The 20051-nt window shown below is 61.1% G+C and carries 19 protein-coding genes; 4 read left to right on the top strand and 15 right to left on the bottom strand.

Annotated elements, in window-relative coordinates:
- Positions 1-113 precede the first annotated feature (113 nt).
- Positions 114-3584 (top strand): hybrid sensor histidine kinase/response regulator, encoded by a 3471-nt coding sequence (locus tag BK660_RS16335; protein ID WP_123434125.1) that lies wholly within the window; start codon positions 114-116, stop codon positions 3582-3584.
- 158 nt (positions 3585-3742) lie between these two features.
- Here BK660_RS16335 and BK660_RS16330 read toward each other — a convergent pair whose 3' ends face one another.
- Together BK660_RS16330 and BK660_RS16325 are read right to left on the bottom strand one after the other, a co-directional pair.
- The gene (locus tag BK660_RS16330) at positions 3743-5107 is read right to left on the bottom strand and encodes a DNA recombination protein RmuC (RefSeq protein WP_170219178.1); all 1365 of its coding nucleotides are present in this window, start codon (positions 5105-5107) and stop codon (positions 3743-3745) included.
- Between the two features lie 175 nt (positions 5108-5282).
- Complete coding sequence (locus BK660_RS16325; RefSeq protein WP_123434123.1) at positions 5283-5606, bottom strand: SEL1-like repeat protein; 324 nt, start codon at positions 5604-5606, stop codon at positions 5283-5285.
- Between the two features lie 951 nt (positions 5607-6557).
- Here BK660_RS16325 and BK660_RS16315 point away from each other — a divergent pair.
- The 3 genes from BK660_RS16315 (at position 6558) to BK660_RS16305 (ending at position 8958) form a co-directional block, all read left to right on the top strand.
- The gene (locus BK660_RS16315) at positions 6558-6782 is read left to right on the top strand and encodes a hypothetical protein (RefSeq protein ID WP_019407963.1); all 225 of its coding nucleotides are present in this window, start codon (positions 6558-6560) and stop codon (positions 6780-6782) included.
- Positions 6783-7057: 275 nt separating this feature from the next.
- On the top strand, positions 7058-7540 hold the full coding sequence (locus BK660_RS16310) for a hypothetical protein (RefSeq protein WP_046032924.1): 483 nt from the start codon (positions 7058-7060) through the stop codon (positions 7538-7540).
- Between the two features lie 146 nt (positions 7541-7686).
- Positions 7687-8958, top strand: coding sequence for an OmpP1/FadL family transporter (locus tag BK660_RS16305; protein WP_123434122.1), 1272 nt, complete (start codon positions 7687-7689; stop codon positions 8956-8958).
- Between the two features lie 89 nt (positions 8959-9047).
- Here BK660_RS16305 and BK660_RS16300 read toward each other — a convergent pair whose 3' ends face one another.
- The 13 genes from BK660_RS16300 to BK660_RS16245 form a co-directional block, all read right to left on the bottom strand.
- Positions 9048-9596 carry a glutathione peroxidase gene (locus tag BK660_RS16300; protein ID WP_123434121.1) on the bottom strand — a complete coding sequence of 183 codons (549 nt, stop codon included), beginning with the start codon at positions 9594-9596 and terminating at the stop codon, positions 9048-9050.
- 55 nt (positions 9597-9651) lie between these two features.
- Positions 9652-9774 (bottom strand): hypothetical protein, encoded by a 123-nt coding sequence (locus tag BK660_RS33040; RefSeq protein WP_259698506.1) that lies wholly within the window; start codon positions 9772-9774, stop codon positions 9652-9654.
- Positions 9771-10979, bottom strand: a complete 1209-nt coding sequence (locus BK660_RS16295) for an MFS transporter (RefSeq protein WP_123434120.1) — start codon at positions 10977-10979, stop codon at positions 9771-9773. Before BK660_RS16295 ends, BK660_RS33040 begins: the two co-directional genes overlap by 4 nt.
- Positions 10980-11032: 53 nt before the next feature.
- Positions 11033-11437, bottom strand: a complete 405-nt coding sequence (locus tag BK660_RS16290; RefSeq protein WP_123434119.1) for a MarR family winged helix-turn-helix transcriptional regulator — start codon at positions 11435-11437, stop codon at positions 11033-11035.
- A gap of 193 nt (positions 11438-11630) precedes the next feature.
- Positions 11631-12362, bottom strand: coding sequence for an adenosylcobinamide-GDP ribazoletransferase (locus BK660_RS16285; RefSeq protein ID WP_123434118.1), 732 nt, complete (start codon positions 12360-12362; stop codon positions 11631-11633).
- Positions 12363-12364: 2 nt separating this feature from the next.
- The gene (gene cobC, locus BK660_RS16280) at positions 12365-12940 is read right to left on the bottom strand and encodes an alpha-ribazole phosphatase family protein (protein ID WP_123434117.1); all 576 of its coding nucleotides are present in this window, start codon (positions 12938-12940) and stop codon (positions 12365-12367) included.
- Positions 12937-13992, bottom strand: coding sequence for a nicotinate-nucleotide--dimethylbenzimidazole phosphoribosyltransferase (gene cobT, locus BK660_RS16275; RefSeq protein WP_123434116.1), 1056 nt, complete (start codon positions 13990-13992; stop codon positions 12937-12939). Before cobT ends, cobC begins: the two co-directional genes overlap by 4 nt.
- On the bottom strand, positions 13989-14510 hold the full coding sequence (gene cobU, locus BK660_RS16270) for a bifunctional adenosylcobinamide kinase/adenosylcobinamide-phosphate guanylyltransferase (protein ID WP_123434115.1): 522 nt from the start codon (positions 14508-14510) through the stop codon (positions 13989-13991). The genes cobT and cobU overlap by 4 nt, the downstream gene beginning before the upstream one ends.
- A gap of 150 nt (positions 14511-14660) precedes the next feature.
- Positions 14661-16112, bottom strand: a complete 1452-nt coding sequence (locus BK660_RS16265) for a cobyric acid synthase (protein ID WP_123434114.1) — start codon at positions 16110-16112, stop codon at positions 14661-14663.
- Entirely contained in the window at positions 16109-17101 is a 993-nt protein-coding gene (cobD, locus tag BK660_RS16260; RefSeq protein WP_123434113.1) for a threonine-phosphate decarboxylase CobD, read from the bottom strand. The genes BK660_RS16265 and cobD overlap by 4 nt, the downstream gene beginning before the upstream one ends.
- On the bottom strand, positions 17094-18002 hold the full coding sequence (gene cbiB / locus BK660_RS16255; protein WP_123434112.1) for an adenosylcobinamide-phosphate synthase CbiB: 909 nt from the start codon (positions 18000-18002) through the stop codon (positions 17094-17096). Before cbiB ends, cobD begins: the two co-directional genes overlap by 8 nt.
- Positions 17999-18649 (bottom strand): 5,6-dimethylbenzimidazole synthase, encoded by a 651-nt coding sequence (gene bluB, locus BK660_RS16250; protein WP_123434111.1) that lies wholly within the window; start codon positions 18647-18649, stop codon positions 17999-18001. The genes cbiB and bluB overlap by 4 nt, the downstream gene beginning before the upstream one ends.
- Positions 18646-20046 (bottom strand): cobyrinic acid a,c-diamide synthase CobB, encoded by a 1401-nt coding sequence (locus BK660_RS16245; RefSeq protein WP_123434110.1) that lies wholly within the window; start codon positions 20044-20046, stop codon positions 18646-18648. The genes bluB and BK660_RS16245 overlap by 4 nt, the downstream gene beginning before the upstream one ends.
- Positions 20047-20051 lie beyond the last annotated feature (5 nt).

The raw sequence follows: 20051 nt of genomic DNA, 5'->3' as shown, positions 1-20051 counted from the left end.
TGCCTGCGACACCCCGCCACGCCACGACCTTGGTCGACACTGACTAACCGGGGCGGTCGTGCGAGACTGTCTGACCGGGCGGGAGTCCCGGGTGAATTTTGTCTGGAGTTCCCATGTCGCTGTCCAGCGGGCTGATTGCCGCCGTCGCCCTGGCCTATATGGCCATCATGTTCGCCATTGCCTTCTACGGTGACCGTCGCAGCACGCCGTTGCCGCCGCGCGTGCGCGCGTGGGTGTACAGCTTGTCACTGGCGGTCTATTGCACCAGCTGGACATTCTTTGGCGCAGTGGGCCAGGCGGCGGAACAGCTCTGGTCGTTCCTGCCGATCTACCTCGGACCGATCCTGCTGCTGGTGGGCGCGCCGTGGGTCCTGCAAAAAATGGTGATGATCAGCAAGCAGGAAAACATCACCTCCATCGCCGACTTCATCGCCGCCCGCTACGGCAAGTCCCAGTCCCTGGCGATTGTGGTGGCGCTGATCTGTCTGGTCGGCGTGTTGCCCTATATCGCCTTGCAGCTCAAGGGCATTGTGCTCGGGGTGAACCTGCTGATTGGCGCGGGCGCCGACGCGATGGGGGTTCGTGCCCAGGACACGGCGTTGATTGTGTCGCTGGTGCTGGCGCTGTTCACCATTGTCTTCGGTACCCGCAACCTCGATGCCACAGAGCACCACCGTGGCATGGTGCTGGCCATCGCGTTTGAGGCACTGGTCAAGCTGTTCGCGTTTCTCGCCGTTGGCGCGTTCGTGACTTTCGGCCTGTACGACGGTTTCGACGACCTGTTCAACCAGGCCATGCTCGCCCCACGCCTCGAAGAATACTGGAAGGAAACCATCAACTGGCCGTCAATGGTGGTGCAGACAGGCGTGGCGATGATGGCGATCATCTGCCTGCCCCGGCAATTCCACGTGACAGTGGTGGAGAACATTGATCCACAGGATTTGCGCCTGGCCAAATGGGTGTTCCCGGCCTACCTGGCATTGGCGGCGTTGTTTGTCGTACCGATCGCGCTTGCCGGCCAGATGCTGCTGCCCAGTTCAGTATTGCCGGATTCGTTCGTCATCAGTCTGCCGCTGGCCGAGGCACACCCTGCCCTCGCCTTGCTGGCGTTTATCGGCGGCGCGTCGGCGGCGACCGGCATGGTGATTGTCGCCAGCGTGGCGCTGTCGACCATGGTGTCCAACGACATGCTGTTGCCGTGGTTGCTACGCCGAAACAACGCCGAGCGGCCGTTCGAAGTGTTTCGCCAGTGGATGCTCTCGGTACGCCGGGTGAGCATCGTGGTGATTTTGCTGCTGGCCTACGTCAGCTATCGCCTGCTGGGCTCGACCGCCAGCCTGGCAACCATCGGCCAGATCGCCTTCGCCGCCGTGACGCAACTGGCCCCGGCCATGCTCGGCGCGCTGTACTGGAAACAGGCCAACCGGCGCGGCGTATTCGCCGGCCTCGCTGCCGGGACATTCCTGTGGTTCTACACGCTGATATTGCCGATTGCGGCCCGAAGCCTCGGCTGGCCGCTGGAGAGTTTTCCGGGCCTGGCGTGGTTGCACAGCAACCCGATGAACCTGCCGATCACCCCGCTGACCCAAGGCGTGGTGCTCTCGCTGGCCGGTAACTTCACCTTGTTCGCCTGGGTCTCGGTTCTGTCCCGGACGCGTGTTTCCGAGCACTGGCAGGCCGGTCGTTTTATCGGCCAGGAAATCAGCGCCCGCCCCAGCGCCCGTTCGATGCTCGCCGTGCAGATCGATGATTTGCTGCAACTGGCCGCCCGTTTCGTCGGCGAAGAACGGGCGCGTCAGAGCTTCATACGCTTCGCCTACCGCCAAGGCAAAGGCTTCAACCCGAATCAAAACGCCGACGGTGAATGGATCGCCCACACCGAACGCTTGCTCGCGGGTGTACTCGGCGCTTCCTCGACGCGCGCAGTGGTAAAAGCCGCCATCGAAGGCCGGGAAATGCAGCTGGAAGATGTCGTGCGCATCGCCGACGAAGCATCGGAAGTGCTGCAGTTCAACCGCGCCCTGCTGCAAGGCGCAATCGAAAACATCACCCAGGGCATCAGCGTGGTCGACCAGTCGCTGAAACTGGTGGCCTGGAACCGGCGTTATCTGGAGCTGTTCAACTACCCGGATGGCCTGATCAGCGTCGGTCGACCGATTGCCGACATCATTCGCCACAACGCCGAACGCGGCCTGTGCGGCCCCGGGGAAGCCGAAGTGCACGTCGCCCGTCGCTTGCACTGGATGCGTCAGGGCCGTGCCCACACCTCGGAACGACTGTTTCCCAACGGGCGGGTGATCGAGCTGATCGGCAATCCGATGCCCGGTGGTGGTTTCGTCATGAGTTTCACCGACATCACCGCATTCCGCGAAGCCGAACAAGCGCTGACCGAAGCCAACGAAGGCCTGGAGCAACGGGTGGCCGAACGCACCCACGAGTTGTCGCAACTCAACGTTGCGCTGACCGAAGCCAAGGGCACTGCCGAATCCGCCAACCAGTCGAAAACCCGCTTCCTGGCCGCCGTCAGCCATGACTTGATGCAACCGCTGAACGCTGCGCGCCTGTTCTCCGCCGCGTTGTCTCACCAGGACGACGGCCTGTCGGGCGAGGCGCAAAAACTGGTCCATCACCTCGACAGCTCGTTGCGCTCGGCAGAGGACTTGATCAGCGACCTGCTAGATATTTCCCGCCTGGAAAACGGCAAGATCAACCCGGACATCAAACCGTTCGCGCTCAACGAACTGTTCGCCCCCCTCAGCGCCGAATTCAAGGCGCAGGCTCAGGAACAGGGGCTGACCTTCCGGGTTCGCAGCAGCACGTTGCGGGTCGACAGCGACATCAAACTGCTGCGACGAATCCTGCAAAACTTCCTGACCAATGCGTTCCGCTATGCCAAAGGGCCGGTGCTGCTGGGCGTTCGCCGGCGCAAGGGTGAATTGTGCCTGGAGGTCTGGGACCGCGGACCGGGCATCGCGCAGGACAAACTGCAGGTGATTTTCGAAGAATTCAAACGCCTCGACAGTCACCAGACCCGCGCGGAGAAAGGCCTGGGATTGGGCCTGGCGATTGCCGACGGGCTGTGCCGCGTCCTGGGACACACGCTGCAAGTTCGCTCCTGGCCGGGGCGCGGCAGTGTGTTCAGTGTCAGTGTGCCGCTGGCGCGGGCACAAACCATGGCGCCGACCAAGACCACCGAACTCAACGGCCATGTGTTGAGCGGCGCGCAGGTGCTGTGCATCGATAATGAAGACAGCATTCTGATCGGCATGAACAGCCTGCTGACGCGCTGGGGTTGCCAGGTCTGGACAGCGCGTAACCGAGAGGAATGTGCCGCGCTGCTCAACGACGGGGTTCGTCCGCAACTGGCGCTGGTGGATTATCACCTGGACCATGGCGAAACCGGGACCGAGCTGATGGCGTGGCTGCGCACTCAACTGGGAGAACCGGTGCCGGGGGTGGTAATCAGCGCCGATGGCCGGCCCGAGACGGTGGCGCAGGTGCATGCGGCGGGGCTGGATTATTTGGCCAAACCGGTGAAACCGGCGGCGCTAAGGGCGTTGTTGAGTCGGCATTTGCCGTTGTAGCGCGGCGGGTTCCGACACACCACTGTGGCGAGGGGGCTTGCCCCCGTTCGGCTGCGCAGCAGTCGGCTATCAAGCAACTTGAAAAATCAGGTGAAGGTTTTAGGGCTGCTTCGCAACCCAACGGGGGCAAGCCCCCTCGCCACAAGTTCAGTGAAAACCTACTCCGGCAGTTCGGCCAAGCCATCCACATCGGTCATCGCCCGCTCCAGCAAATCCGCCGGCAAGCTCTTGCTGGCGCGCGCGCCGAGCAATTTCAGCTGTTCGCTGCGACTGACCAGATTGCCACGGCCTTCTGTCAGCTTGTTGCGCGCAGAGCTGTAGGCTTTGTCCAGTTGCTGCAAGCGATTGCCGACTTCGTCCAGGTCCTGGATGAACAACACGAACTTGTCGTACAGCCACCCGGCACGCTCGGCGATTTCCCGGGCGTTCTGGCTCTGGCGCTCCTGTTTCCACAGGCTGTCGATCACCCGCAGAGTCGCCAGCAACGTAGTGGGGCTGACGATCACGATGTTGCGGTCGAAGGCTTCCTGGAACAGCGTCGGTTCTGCCTGCAAAGCCGCAGAAAACGCCGCTTCGATCGGCACGAAAAGCAAGACGAAATCCAGGCTGTGCAAGCCGTCGAGCCGTTTGTAATCCTTGCCAGACAGGCCTTTGACGTGATTGCGCAGCGACAGCACGTGTTGTTTGATGGCGATCTGGCCGATCGCGTCGTCTTCGGCCGCCACGTATTGCTGATAGGCCGTCAGGCTGACCTTGGAGTCGACCACCACCTGCTTGTCGCCCGGCAGGTAAATAATCACATCCGGCTGGAAGCGCTCGCCGTCCGGGCCTTTGAGAGTGACTTGGGTCTGGTACTCGCGGCCCTTCTCCAGGCCCGCGTGTTCAAGCACTCGCTCGAGAATCAGTTCGCCCCAGTTACCTTGGGTTTTCTGCCCTTTAAGAGCGCGCGTGAGGTTGGTGGCTTCGTCGCTCAGGCGCAGGTTCAGCTGTTGCAGGCGTTCCAGTTCCTTGGCCAGCGAGAAACGCTCGCGCGCTTCGGCCTGATAACTTTCCTCGACGCGCTTTTCGAAGGACTGAATGCGTTCTTTCAACGGATCGAGCAACTGGCCCAGCCGCTGTTGACTGGTTTCGGCGAAGCGCTGCTCACGCTCGTCGAAAATCTTGCCCGCCAGTTCGGCGAACTGCGCTCGCAGCTCGTCTCGCGAACCCTGCAGGTCACTGAGCCGTTGCTGATGGCTTTCCTGTTGCTCGCGCAGCTCGGCGTTGAGTGACGCCGCCAGCGTGTCCAGGCGACGCAGCTCAGCCTCTTTACCGGCGCGCTCGATGTTCCAGGCGTGAGACGCGTCGCGGGCGTCGTCGCGCTCGATTTGCAGCAGTTCGACTTCACGGCGCGTGGCAGCGAGGTCCGCTTGCTTGGCGGCATTGGCCTGGCTCAGATCACCGATTTCATCGCGACAGGCGTCGAGTTGCGCATTCAGGCCGTCCTGCGCCAATTGGGCCATGGCCAGACGTTCTTCCAGCAGAGCGGCCTCGGCTTGCGAGCCACTCGCACGGCGCTGAATTTGCCAGGCCAGTACCAGCAATGGCAGGCCCGCGCCCGCCAGACCGAGTAATAGGCTGGTCAAGTCCATAGCCATAGAGATTCCTGCCGATGAGATAAAGCTTGAAGGTTAACCAAGGCCACCTGACTTGGACAGCTCAGTCTTCGATCAGGCCCAGTTCCTGCTGCGCGCGCGCGTCCCCTGCCCGGGCGGCCTGACGCAGCAGGTCCTGGCCAATGCGGCGATCACGGGCATTCCCGCATTCACGGCACATCAGTTGTCCGAGGCGACTTTGCGCAGCCACCACGCCTTCACGGGCAGGCTGTTTGAGCAAGCGCCCGGCAAAGTGCTTGATGTTGGGGTTATCCCCAAGACGCGGACTGTCCAGCAGCCATTCGGCTACGCGCATCGAAAAACGCTTGGGTGGGGTAACACGTTGAGGTGTGGAGGTAGCAGAGATTGATACTGAGCGAAACTTCATAAAGCACTGTGGGACAGATCGGAAGGCGCGCAACTCTACTCTTTTTTTCTTACAGGTAAAGCCTAAAAAAACCCGGCACGCCCGTGCTAGAGCAAGCGCTCGGGACAATCCACAGAAGCTGTGGATAACTCAGTGGACAACCGCTCTTGAACTCGCGCAAAGCCCTGTGGAATGGGGCTCGCAGTCAAACTGACGATTTTTTCACCAGTAAAAAAAAGCGATGTTTTTCATTGACTTAAATTTTCAATACAGGCACCCACTGCGGGTGAGGCCTGGATGACAGTAGGGTTACAGTCTGCGCAACTTATGTGCACAAGTACCTTGGCGACGGTTATATGGATGCACTTTTTCGGCGCGTTTTTGCATGGCCTCTGGGGATAAATCGGCAAAACCCTTGATCCAGGCAGATTGCGAGCCGATGAGTGACAGCCACCACCGGTCGGAATGTGAGCGATTGCAGGCCGCTCTGGCCAGACTCCTCGTTCTTTTTTGCTAACACACTTCCATTCTCAAATTCAATCCGTTAGTATCCGCGGCGTTAGTACCAAGCTGAAAGTCAATTCTGGTCGAACAAATCCTCGCGGTCAGCCTTCCCTCAAGAGAAGCCTCTACCGACAAAACAGGATCGACCACCTCGATGGTTTCCAGGTAAACCTTGCGCCAACACAGCCTTCGAACAAAGCGAAGGGTGTTGCGAAGCTCACTTACTCTGACCGAACCAGCCTGCAAATTGATCAGGATCTTCACCCCGGGCCCAGAACCTTTGCCCTTGATGTGTTGCCTGCCCTCCTAAGTACCTACCTGCCAGCCCAAGCGCGCCAATTATCAGCGCTTCAAACTGGCTGCTTTGTTCCAGTCGGGTTCTTCGTTCGACCAATGGTGGTCGTCGTCACTGGAACGTTTTAATTTTGCACGGCTCTTATCCGTGTCGCTTGTAGGAACACCAACACTATGTCTACTCAAATCCACACTCAGGATGCCATTCGCACCCTAACCAACGCTTTCGCTCCAATGAACTGCCTGATCATGGCTGCTCGCAAAGGCTGCTTCAGTTTCACTCTGGTCAACGAACACGGCATCGCTCGTCACAGCGAACGCCTGTACCCCGATCAATACTCCAGCGCAGAGCCGCTGCAGGCCGTGATCGAGCGTACCCGCCAGGCATTGATTGCCTGAGACGCCAGAAACACTGAAAAAGCAAAAGCCCCGCTCAAAAAGCGGGGCTTTTTATTGCCCGATATTTCCCTTTTCGCTGCAACTCGCTAAGCACTAACCGATATAACGGTTATAACTCGAAGCTGGAAATATTTTAAAAACAGTCCTTTACAGCGCGAATATGACACTACACTTCAACTCAAGCGGTTTGATCCGCTTCCGGCGAGCCTGATTCGATCCACCGCTGCCAAGGCCCCCTTCAGGTATCGCCGCCCACTTCATGTTTCGAGGGCTTTATGGGTATCGCTGCCAGCGAACTGTGCCGTTATGTGATTCGTCCGACCTTGATCTACCTCGGACGCCATAGCGCAACTGCCGAATCCTTGCTGCTGGGCATCGCCGCCAGTCAGTCAGCCCTTGGTTCCGCCCTGCATGACCGCCGTGGACACGGCCTGTACCGAATCGCCGAACCCCGCCACCAGGCACTTTGGGATCACTACCTGGCCCTCGACCCGGAACGCGCAAGTCTCGTCCGCGGCCTCGCCAGCCAACATGCCTTCCTCAGCGGGCCGCACCTGGAATTGACCGTCAACCTGCGTTACGCCACCGCCATTGCCTGGCTGCTGGTCGAAGAACAGAACACTCCCCTCCCCGCCGCCGATGATTTGTTGGGCATGGCCCGAATCTGGCGTCAGACCTTTCAGCCTCAAGGACGCCTGCGCGACTTCACTTGCGCCTGGCAAACCTGTGTTTCACCGCTGAATCAGGTCGCCTGCTGACCCACCGGTTTCACAAGATCGTGCATCCGGCTGCGAATCTGGTCTGATTGTCCTACAAAACCGCTCTAACTCAAGCCATACAGCCTATAGCGCTGGGACGAAAATGTTGGTAATTTTCGCCCCGGTGATCACCAGGAGTTCTAATAATGAAAAAAGTAATGCTCAAAACCACCCTTAGCCTCGCCGTTACCCTGGCATCCACCCAGCTCTTTGCAAGTGGCTTTGCCCTTAACGAACAAAGCATCAGCGGGATGGGGACAGGTTTTGCCGGGCGATCTTCTTCTGCCGACGACGCATCCACCATTGTTGGCAACCCTGCCGGCATGTCCCGCATCAAGCGCGAACAAGTGACCGGCGGTGTTGCATTCATCGACGCACACACTGACATCAGCAACGCCAGCTCCAGTCCAAATGGCGGTACCAACAAAGGTGACATGGTCCCTTTCATGGGCGTGCCGATGGGCTACTACGTCAAGCCAATCGATGACCACTGGGCATTCGGTATCGGTGTGTACGCACCGTTCGGTCTGGTAACTGACTACGAAAACGGCTTTGCCGGTCGTTACTTCGGCAGCAAGAGCGAAGTCAAGATCGTCACCCTGCAACCGACTGTCAGCTACGCCTTCAACGACAAGGTGTCCATCGGTTTCGGCCCGACCATCAACCGCATCGACGGCACCCTGGAATCGAACCTTTCGATCACCCAGGCCGCGCCAGATGGCAAGGTCAAGATCAAGGGTGACGACACCGCACTGGGCTACAACATCGGCGTACTGGTTCAAGCCACCGACAGCACTCGCGTCGGCCTGACCTACCACTCGAAAGTGAAGTACAAGCTCGACGGTGACACCAAGGTCAACTACAACGTGCTGGGCCTCATCGGCCAGAACCCAAGCCAGAAATACGACGCTTCGCTGGACCTGACCACGCCTGAATCGGTGGACTTCTCGGTCACTCACCAGCTCGACGACAAGTGGACTCTTTACGCAGGCAGCACCTGGACTCGCTGGAGCCGCCTGAAAGAAATCACCGTCGAAAGCAAAGGTGTTCCAGCCGTGCTGAACGGTCAGTTCGGTACCATCACCGAAGAACAGAACTGGCACGACACCTGGGCTCACGCCATCGGCGCGTCCTACCAGTTGAACAAGGAATGGGTCCTGCGTACCGGTCTGTCCGTTGACCAGGCACCGACCAACAACACCGACCGTTCCCCACGCATCCCGACTGGCGATCGCAAGATTTTCAGCCTGGGCGCTGGCTGGAGCCCGACCGACGACCTGACCATCGACGTAGCGTACTCGTACCTGCGCGAAGAGTCGGTCAAGGTCAACAACAGCAACGACCGTGGCCAGACCTACAACGCCAAGTATGAAAACTGGGCGAACGGTTTCGGTGTCGGCGCGACCTACCGCTTCTGATGATTCAAGGCGAGGCTGAACCGCTCGCGTGCTGAATCAAAAAAGCCCCGCTCTCTGGTACAGAGGCGGGGCTTTTTAATGGGCGCTGATCAGGGTTGGGAAGCCAGGGCTTGCTGCACCGCAGCAATGAACTCCGGATCATCAGGTTTGGTCAGGCTGGAGAAACTGGCGATCACCTGGCCTTTGCGATCGACCACGTATTTGTAGAAATTCCACTTCGGCGCGCTGCTCTGCGCGGCCAGGACCTTGAACAGGTGTGTCGCGTCGTCGCCTCGCACTGCCTGAGGTTCGGTCATGGTGAAGGTCACGCCGTAATTCACGTAACAAACCTTGGCGGTCTCGGCGGTGTCCTTGGACTCTTGCTTGAAATCGTTGGAAGGAACGCCAATCACCTCCAGCCCCTCTCCCTTGAAGCGCTGATTGAGCGCCTCAAGGCTTTTGAACTGCGGGGCGAAACCGCAGTGGCTCGCGGTATTGACCACCACCAGCGGTTTACCCTCGAACCGTTGGCACAGGTCGATCGATTCCTTGGCCCGCAGTTTTTGCAATGAACCTTGCAGCAGTTCAGGGCACTCGGCCTGAGCCAGCCCGGTCAATGCCATCAGCAACGCGGGGACTGCAATCCAGCGCATCAGCATGTCGGTGCATCCTTGATAAGTCGTCAAAAACGAAGTTACTCGCCCTCGCCGCTCGCTAGCAAGTACCCATGCCCAACTGCATCAGCGCCAGCCCGCCCTGGTGCCAGCCCCACCATGACAATGCCAGTAGCAAGGCGCAGAGTGCCGCTACAGCGATTCGCGGCCAAAGACTGTTCATGTCGCACTCATCTGTGTTCGCAGGCGCGCCACCGGCCGCTCACGCACTGGCCAGTTCAGGGCGGCGGCCAACAGACTCAAGAGAATTGCCACTTGCCAGATCAAGTCATAGCTCCCGGTCCGGTCGTACACCACCCCGCCCAACCAGCCGCCTAGAAACGAACCGAGCTGGTGAAACAGGAACACAATGCCGCCGAGCATGGACAGGTTACGCACACCGAACAAGGTCGCCACGGTGCCGTTGGTCAGCGGTACGGTAGAGAGCCACAAGAACCCCATGGCCATGCCGAACAGGTACGCCGTGGTCGTCGTGACCGGTGCCCACAGAAACAGCGTGATCACCACCGCCCGCAACAGGTACAGCCCGGTGAGCAAACGCGGTTTGGACATGCGCCCGCCGAGCCATCCGGCGGTGTAGGTACCGAAGATATTGAACAACCCGATCAGCGCCAGCACCGTGGTGCCAACCGTGGCTGGAAGGTGTTGATCCACCAGATACGCCGGCAGATGCACGCCGATGAATACCACCTGGAAACCGCAGACGAAAAAGCCGAACGCCAACAGCCAGAATCCCGAATGGGAGCAGGCTTCGCGCAGCGCTTCGGAGAGGGTTTGTTCATGGCCGAGCGTCGGCAGCGGTTTGTCCTTGAGCATGCTCACCAGCGGCACGATCAACGCCACCAACAGGCCCAGCACCAGCAACGCGGCGGACCAGCCGAGCCAGCCGATCAAGCCCAACGTGCCGGGCAACATCGCGAACTGGCCGAACGAGCCGGCCGCACTGGCGATGCCCATGCCCATGCTGCGCTTCTCTGGCGGCACCGCACGGCCGACCACGCCGAGGATCACCGAGAACGAAGTGCCGGACAGACCGATGCCGATCAACAGGCCGGCGCTCAGGGACAGGGTCACAGCGGAATCGGACATCCCCATGAACACCAGGCCCAGCGCATAAAATACGCCACCGACCAGCACCACTTTCGCCGCCCCGAAGCGGTCGGCCAACGCGCCAGTGAAGGGTTGCGCCAGGCCCCAGATCAGGTTCTGCAAGGCGATGGCAAACGCAAAGGTTTCACGCCCCCAGCCGAACTCGGCGCTCATCGGCGCCAGAAACAGCCCGAAGCCGTGGCGCACGCCCAACGACAACGCAAGGATCAGCGCACTGCCCACCAGCACCCAACCGCACGTACGCCACATCGATGTCATTTCTTGTTCTCCGGTAGCGGGTATATACCCGCTTAAGATCGGAAAAACCGGCTTCAGGCCAGTTCGTCCAGCAGTCGCAGCAAGGTTTCGCGTTTTTCGACGCCCAGTCGGTCAATCAACCGTTGTTGTGCCGCTTCCCAGGCCGGCAAGGCCGCTGCCAGGCGCTCAGCACCGGCCTCGGTCAGGCGGACAATGCGATTGCGCATGTCCTCGCCCTCCACCAGCTTCACCAGCCCCTCACCCTCAAGCACACGCAAATTGCGCCCGAGGGTGCTGCGGTCCAGGCCCATGGCTTCGGCGAGGGTAGAAATACTTGGCTGATCCAGGCGCTGCAAATTACACAGCAAAGAATACTGGGCAACGTTGATCCCGAAGCCGTCGAGAGCGCCGTCGTAATGCCTGCTGACGCCACGGGCGGCGCGACGCAGGTTGATGCATAAACATTGGGAGTCGAGCATGGTGCGTGTATATACCCGCGGTTGTGTTAAATCAAGTTACAGGTGGTTTTAATCAACAATTTGGAGTGTCTGGCAGAGCGCCTTCGCGAGCAAGCCCGCTCCCACATTCGACCGCATTCTCTCTGGAGGAACTCGGTTAAATGTGGGAGCGGGCTTGCGCGCGAAGAGGCCAGCACATCCTGCACAAAAACCATCAGACCAACGCCAATCCTACCAGCACCACCATCTCCAGCAACTCCAGCATCGCCCCCGCCGTGTCCCCCGTCGTCCCGCCCAATCGACGCACCATCACCTGCCGCAGCCACGCAAAAACCACTGCTGCCAGCACCAGCGCCCAAACGCCGCTGAGCCCCGCAATCAGCACACACGCCACCGCACTGATCGCCAACACCTGCTGACCCGCCAAACGCGGCAGATGATCCGCCAGCGCCTGCCCCAACCCGCCCGCGCGCACATACGGCGTAGTCAGGAATAACCCTAGCATCGCGCTGCGGCCAATCAGCGGGACGATGATCAGGTAAAGACTGTGCTGCTGTTCGATCAACGCCAACACCGCCGCGAACTTCAACAACAACACCAACACCAGCGTCACCACGGCAATCGGCCCACTGCGCGGGTCCTTCATGATCGTCAGCGTGCGTTCCCGATCACCAAAACCACCCAGCCACGCGTCGGCGCTATCGGCCAGACCGTCCAGGTGCAACCCGCCGCTGAGCAGAACCCAAACCGTCAGCAACAATGCCGCATGCAATAACAACGGCGTCCCCAGCAAAAACCAATTCAGCGCCCACATAATCGCGCCAAACAGCAGCCCCACCAGCGGATAAAACAGCAGCGACCGGCCCAATTCCTGAGGCGTCGGCATGCCGGGCAGACGAATCGGCAGGCTGCTCAGAAATTGCAGGGCGATCCAGAAGGGCAGCATGGTCAGATTGCTTCCTTGAGAATGACGCCGGGGTCGACGCGCAACGAAAACAATGCGCCATGAGCCACTTCGACATTGAGCAACTGCTCACGCGGCAACCCCCGCGCTTGAGCCAGCAATAAACGCATGACACCTCCATGGCTGATCAACAAAACCCGCTCACCAGCGCAGGCTGCTGACAGCCGTTCGATGGCCGCCAATACCCGAACGGAAAAGTCCGCCACCCGCTCGCCGTCCGGCGGCGTAAACGAATAGGGATCAGCCCAGAACAGCCCCAGCGCCTCGGCATCGGTGTCCATCAACGCCGCTGCGCTCTGCCCTTCCCAGGCACCGAAGTGCAGTTCTTGAAGATCCTTGTCCAACTGCACCGGCAACCCCAGTTGCACACCGAGTTCTTCAGCAAACCGCGCACAACGCTGTAACGGCGAGCTGACCAATCGATCCCACGGCCCCTGCTCTACCACCGCCGCGCGCATCTGCGCCCAGCCTTTTGCAGTCAGTGCGTCATCGAGACTGCCACGCAATCCGCCACCGAGCTCGGTCTCGCCATGGCGCAACAGGTCCAGGTGCAACGTCATGCCGGACGGTCCGCAACCGCCGCTTCGGCGAAGGTCGCCATCTGCCCGTGAAGGTCGCAGGCCAGACGCAACAACGGCACGGCCAACGCGGCACCGCTGCCCTCGCCCAAACGCAAACCAAGATCCAGCAACGGTTCCGCGCTCAGGGTTTCCAGCACATGACGATGACCCGGCTCGGCACCGCGATGGCCGAACAGCAGCCACGCGCGGCACTCAGGATTCAAGCGCACCGCCACCAGTGCAGCGACGCTGCAAATGAACCCGTCCACCAGCACCGCCACCCCTTCCTGCGCACACGCCAGATAGGCACCCACCAGCGCGGCAATTTCAAAACCGCCCAGATTGAACAAAGTCTGCAACGCGTCCCCGCGCTGAGCACCGTGCAGCGCCAACGCGCGTTCGATGACCTGCGCCTTGTGGCTGACACCTGCCGCATCCAGACCGGTGCCCGGCCCGGCCAGATGCACCACCGGGCAATCGAGCAAGGCACAGGCCAATGCACTGGCGGCGGTGGTGTTACCGATGCCCATTTCGCCGCCGATAAACAACTGCGCCCCGGCTGCGATGGCACGCTGCACACTGTCGCGACCGGCCTGCAAGGCGAGTTCGCCCTGGGCCGCCGTCATGGCGGGGCCTTTGACGAAATTCGCCGTACCGGGGCCAACGTTCACGTGGCGCACACCGGGCAGATTCAAGGTCGGCGTCACCGTGCCCAGATCCACCACTTCCAGGGAAGCACCCAGCTGCCGCGCCAGCACGCTGATCGCCGCGCCGCCGGTGACAAAGTTGTGCAGCATCTGCCCGGTGACTTCCTGAGGAAACGCCGACACGCCTTCCGCCACGACACCATGGTCACCGGCAAAAATCGCGATCCACAGTTGATCCAGGCTCGGCTTGACCTGCCCCTGCAACCCGGCCAATTGCACCGCCACCGACTCCAGTCGACCGAGGGAGCCGGCCGGTTTGGTCAGTTGCTGTTGACGCGCCTGCGCCTGTTCGACGGCTTGCGCATCGACCGGTTTGCACGGGTTCAGCCACCAGGATTGAGTCATAACGCAGTTCCTTTCAGAGTCAGGGGCAGGCCGGCGACGGTCAGGACGACACGTTGGCAGCGCTCGGCCAAGGCTTGATGCAGCCAACCGGCTTCATCGACATAGCGGCGAGTCAATTCGCCCAGCGGCACGACACCCATTCCGGTCTCGTTGCTGACAAAAATGATTTCACCCGGCAACGCGGCCAGGCAGTCCAGCAAGGCTTCGCGTTCAGTGTTGAGGCGTTCGGCGTCGTCGAGCATCAGCAGATTGGTCATCCACAGCGTCAGGCAATCCACCAGCAGGCAACGGTTGGCGCTGGCGGTTTCGCGCAGGACGCGGGCGAGTTCAACCGGTTCTTCGATCAAGGCCCATTCGGCGGGACGACGGGCACGGTGATGGGCGACGCGGTCGTTCATTTCACCGTCCAGCGGTTGGCTGGTGGCGATGTAGGTCACGGCCAATTGGCTGTCGGTGGCGAGTTTTTCGGCCAGTCGACTTTTGCCGGAGCGGGCGCCGCCGAGGATGAGTTGGAGCATGGTTTATTCCTTAAAATCATCGGTGAGGCGCCTGCCGCCTTCGCGAGCAAGCCCGCTCCCACATTTGATCGGTGTTGAACACAAAATCCATGTTCACTGCAGATCTAATGTGGGAGCGGGCTTGCTCGCGAAGAGGCCAGCAAAAGCAACCTAAATCCCGCAGAGTTCACGCAGTAGTGCGGTATCCAGATGCTTCTCCACCAGATCCGCCAACCGTTCGATATCGCGCTCGCGCAACGCGTGGTAATCGACCTCCTGCACATTCTGCAACCCCGCCCAGCGCAGCAACGCACTGCACGCCGTCGGCGATTCAAACAGACCATGCAGATAGGTACCGAAAATCTGCCCATCCACACTTTGCGCACCATCGCAGCGACCATCGTCCAGCTGTACGGCGGCGTTTTCCAGCGCCGGCCCGGTGGTCACGCCGGCATGAATTTCGTAGCCGCTGACGGCCGCATCTTCCAGCGCCAGACGACCGCGCACATTGCGCAATTGCTTCTCTTCTTCGAGCTGCGTTTCAAACGCCAGCAACCCCAGACCCGCGCTTGAACCCGGTGCACCTTCCAGGCCCATCGGGTCGTGTACGTGCTCGCCGAGCATTTGCAAACCGCCGCAAATCCCGAGGACTTTGCCGCCGTAGCGCAGATGACGACTGATCGCCGAATCCCAGCCATTGGCCCGCAAAAACGCGAGGTCGCTGCGCACGCTTTTCGAGCCGGGCAAGATGATCAGGTCGGCCGGCGGGATCGACTGGCCGGGGCCGATGAATTGCAGATCGACTTGCGGATGCAAACGCAGTGGATCGAAATCAGTGTGGTTGCTGATGCGCGGCAGCACCGGCACCACGACGTTCAGTACCTGGTCGGCCTTGTCGGTCTGGCGCTGATCGATGCCATCCTCAGCCTCCAGATGCAGGTCCATCACATACGGCAGGACACCGATCACCGGTTTGCCGGTGCGTTTTTCCAGCCAGTCGAGACCGGGTTGCAGCAAGGCGATGTCGCCACGGAAACGATTGATGATGAAGCCTTTGACCCGCGCCTGTTCGGTCGGCGACAGCAGTTCCAGCGTGCCGACCAGATGCGCGAAAACACCGCCGCGATTGATGTCGGCAATCAACACCACCGGGCAGTCCACCGCTTCGGCAAAGCCCATGTTGGCGATATCGCCGGCCCGCAGATTGATCTCGGCCGGCGAGCCCGCGCCTTCGACCATCACCACCGGATACGCCGCGCTCAAGCGTTCGTGGGAGGCCAGCACCGCTTGCATGGCGATGGCTTTGTAGTCGTGATAGGCCACGGCGTTCATGGTCGTGACCGCGCGCCCGTGAATGATCACTTGGGCGCCGGTGTCGCTGTTGGGTTTGAGCAGCACCGGGTTCATGTCGGTGTGCGGCTCAAGGTTGGCGGCCTGGGCCTGCACGGCTTGCGCACGACCAATCTCACCACCGTCCGCCGTCACCGCGCTGTTGAGCGCCATGTTCTGCGGCTTGAACGGCACGACGCTTACGCCCTGGCGCACCACCCAGCGACACAGCGCCGTCACCAGCGTGCTTTTACCGGCATCGGACGTGGTGCCCTGCACCATTAACGTGGTCATTGGGCTTCCTTGGCGTAGGCTTCAAAGGCTTGCGCCAGGCGAGTCCAGTCCGCTTCGTCAGCGGGCAGGCCAAAACGCAGGCTGCTGTTGTGTGGGAACAAGCGCAGCAAAATGCCCTGGCGGGCCATGGACTCATGCAGTTGCTCGGCTTGATCGGTGATCAGCCACTGGAACAAGGCGCATCCGCCCTGCGGCTTGAACCCGAACTGTTCCAGCAGGCGCGCCAGACGTTCGCTGGCTTGCTCACTGCGCTGGCGTTGACGGGCGTGACCTTCAGTGTCCAGCAGGCAGGCCCGGCCAATCACTCGGGTCGGCCCACTGACCGCCCACGGCCCCACTTGCTCGGCGAGCAGTTTGAGCAGCTTGCGTTCCGCCAGCACGAAGCCCAGCCGAACACCGGCCAGACCAAAAAACTTGCCGAACGAACGCAACACGATCAAGCCGACCAGATGGGTAAACGGCGCCACACTCAACTGTGGCGTGTTGTCCATGAACGCTTCGTCGACCACCAGCCAGCCACCGCGCGAGGCCAGGCGCGTGTGCCAGTCGAGCAGGCGACTCGGGGTCAGGCTCAGGCCGGTCGGGTTGTTCGGATTGACCACCACCAGCACGTCGAGGCTGTCGATAAAGAAGTCGACTTCCTGCTCCAGCACTTCACGCACGATGTAGCCGCAGCGCCGCCAGGCTTCGGCGTGCTCGGCATAACACGGCGACAGCACGCCGACCTTGCCGGCACGGCGCAATCGCGGCAGCAACTGGATGGCCATTTGCGAACCGGCCACCGGCAGCACTTGCGCCGCGCTGTAATAGTCGCAGGCCGCCTGCTCCAGGCCGTCATCGGTTTCCGGCAAGCGTGCCCAGGCGCGCAGCGGGATGTCCGGGACCGGAAATGGCCAGGGCGCCAGGCCGCTGGACAGGTCGAGCCAATCAGCTTCCGCGATGCCGTATTCGAGCGCCGCCTTGCGCAACCGGCCACCGTGCTCAAGCATAGAATTCAGCCCCCACGCAGAGAATCAGCAACCATAACCATACCCCGCGCTGCACCAATTGCCAGCCACGATCAATGGAGTCGGCATCCGCCGGCACCCCTTCGCCCAGTTGCGGACGCTGATGCAGTTCACCGTGATAAATCGCCGCCCCGCCCAACTCGACGCCCAATGCACCGGCGCCCGCTGCCATCACCGGGCCAGCATTCGGGCTGTCCCAGGTCGGGCCTTGCGTGCGCCAGCATTTCAACGCCAGTCGGGTTTTGCCCAGCAGCGCGTAGGTCAACGCCACCAGGCGTGCAGGAATGTAATTGAGGGCGTCATCGATCTTCGCTGCCGCCCAGCCGAAACGTTCGAAGCGCTCATTGCGATAACCCCACATCGCATCCAGGGTGTTGCTCAATCGGTAGAGCACCACGCCGGGCGCGCCGGCCACGGCGAACCAGAACAGCGCGGCGAATACGGCATCGCTGCCGTTCTCCAGCACCGATTCGGTGGCCGCACGGGCGACTTCGGTCTTGTCCAGTTCACTGGTCTGGCGGCTGACCAGATAACCGACACGCTTGCGCGCCTCGTCCAGATCATCACTGCGCAGCGCCTTGGCCACCGGCTCGACGTGCTCACCGAGGCTGCGCATGCCAAGGGCGCAATACAGCGCGAGGATCTCGACGACCCAACCGACATAAGGCGCCCAGGACAATGCCGTGGCGAGCAAGGTCAGCGGCACGACTGCCATCACCCACGCGGTGACACCATGACTGCGCCAGCCGCGCCCTTCCCCATTAAAACGTTGCTCGATGCGCTCGGCAAAACGACCGAACGCCACCAGCGGATGCCAGCGTTTGGGTTCACCCAGCAGCGCGTCCAGCGCCACTGCGGCGACACTCAATAACGCCACACTCATTGACTCACTCCCCAATAATTTTCGTACAGCAACTCACTGAGCGGACGCGCTTGCGCCCAGCCTTCGAGTACCAGCATCGGCGCCGGATAGAATTCCTTGACCGGCCCCAGACAAAGAACCGCCAGCGGCTTGGCCCCGGCCGGCAAACCCAGCAGGTCCGCCAGCGCTTGCGGCTCGAACAGTGACACCCAGCCCATGCCCAGGCCTTCGGCGCGGGAGGCGAGCCACAGATTCTGGATCGCGCAGGACAACGAGGCCATGTCCATTTCCGGCAGGGTGCGACGGCCGAAGATGTGACGCTCGCGATCATCCATCAGCGCGGCGACCAGCACCTCGGCGCAGTCGTTGATGCCTTCGACCTTGAGCTTCATGAATTCGTCGGTGCGCTCGCCGAGCGCTTCGGCGGTGCGCATGCGCTCCTCTTCCACCAACGACTGGATCTTGCCGCGCAGGGCATGGTCGCTGATGCGGATGAATCGCCAGGGCTGCATCAGGCCGACGCTGGGCGCCTGGTGCGCGGCTTCGAGCAGGCGTCGCAACAGCTCGGGCTCAACCGTGCCACCGCTGAAGTGCCGCATGTCGCGGCGTTCGCCGATGGCGCGGTAGACCGCTGCGCGTTCGGCCTGACTGAATGCGTTGTCAGTCATGGCCTCTTCGCGAGCAAGCCCGCTCCCACATTAGAAAGTGGTTTACCTGAAGGAGCGCGGTCAAATGTGGGAGCGGGCTTGCTCGCGAAGGCGGCCTCAAGGTCAGGCGCAAACAATGCGGCTACAGCGGTGGGATTGGACGGAAAATAAAAATGCACATAAGAAGCCGTCATCCGCCCCTCACGATAAACCGCCTCCGCTCCCCGCCCACCATTCGGGCTCAGGCCACGCGCAATCGGCTCAAGCTCGGTACTGGTCAACGAATGGTGATAGGTGTGACCACGCAATGAACCTTCCGGCAATTCGACCGCTTGCAACGCCAACGCCGCCAGACGTTTTTGCATCACCGCATCGCCCTTCAGCAAGCCCACCAGTTCGGCGCGAGTGCCGTCGACATCCGTCAGCGAGTCGAGCAAATACAACATGCCGCCACACTCGGCCAACAGCGGTTTACCGGCCGCATGATGCGCGCGGATCGCGTCGAGCATCGTGGTGTTCTGCGACAGTGCAACATGGTGCAATTCCGGATAACCACCCGGCAGATACAGGCTGTCTGCCTCTGGTAATTGGCGGTCACGGATCGGCGAAAAAAACCGCAACTCGGCACCCATCGCTCGCAGCAAATCCAGGCTTGCGCCATAGGTGAACGCGAACGCTTCATCACGGGCCACGGCAATTCGCACTCCCGCGAGCAACGGTTCGGCAGCGATTACATCCGGTGCGGCAAATTCGACCGCTGGCGGCAGCGCAACCTCACAACTGCTGGCCAACGCATCGGCCGCCGCATCAAGACGCAGATCGAGGTCATTCAGCTCGCTTGCCTGAACCAGTCCCAGATGACGGCTCGGCAATTCGATCCCGGTTTCCCGCGACAACCCACCGTACCAGCGCAAACCTTCGGTGAGGCTGCCTTCGAGCAATTGCGCATGACGCAAGGTGCCGACGCGATTGGCCAAGACGCCGGCAAACGGCAAGTCCGGCTGATACTTCGCCAGGCCCAACGCCAACGCACCAAAGGTCTGCGCCATGGCGGTGCCATCGATCACCGCGAGCACCGGCACACCAAAGTGCCGTGCCAGATCAGCGCTGGACGGCGTGCCGTCGAACAAACCCATGACGCCTTCGATAAGGATCAAGTCGGCTTCAGCGGCGGCCTCCCACAACAGTCGACGACTTTCCTGCTCGCCGACCATCCACATGTCCAGTTGATACACCGGCGCACCGCTGGCGCGCTCGAGAATCATCGGGTCGAGAAAGTCCGGGCCGCATTTGAACACGCGCACCTTGCGCCCCTGATTGCGATGCAAACGGGCCAGCGCGGCGGTGACGGTGGTCTTGCCCTGACCGGAGGCCGGCGCGGCAATCAGTACTGCCGGGCAGTGACGACTGTTTTTCATAAAGT

Origin of the sequence: Pseudomonas brassicacearum (genome assembly GCF_003732265.1) — a bacterium.
Classification (GTDB): Bacteria; Pseudomonadota; Gammaproteobacteria; order Pseudomonadales; family Pseudomonadaceae; genus Aquipseudomonas; species Aquipseudomonas brassicacearum_D.
This window is presented reverse-complemented; position numbering and strand designations above follow the sequence as displayed.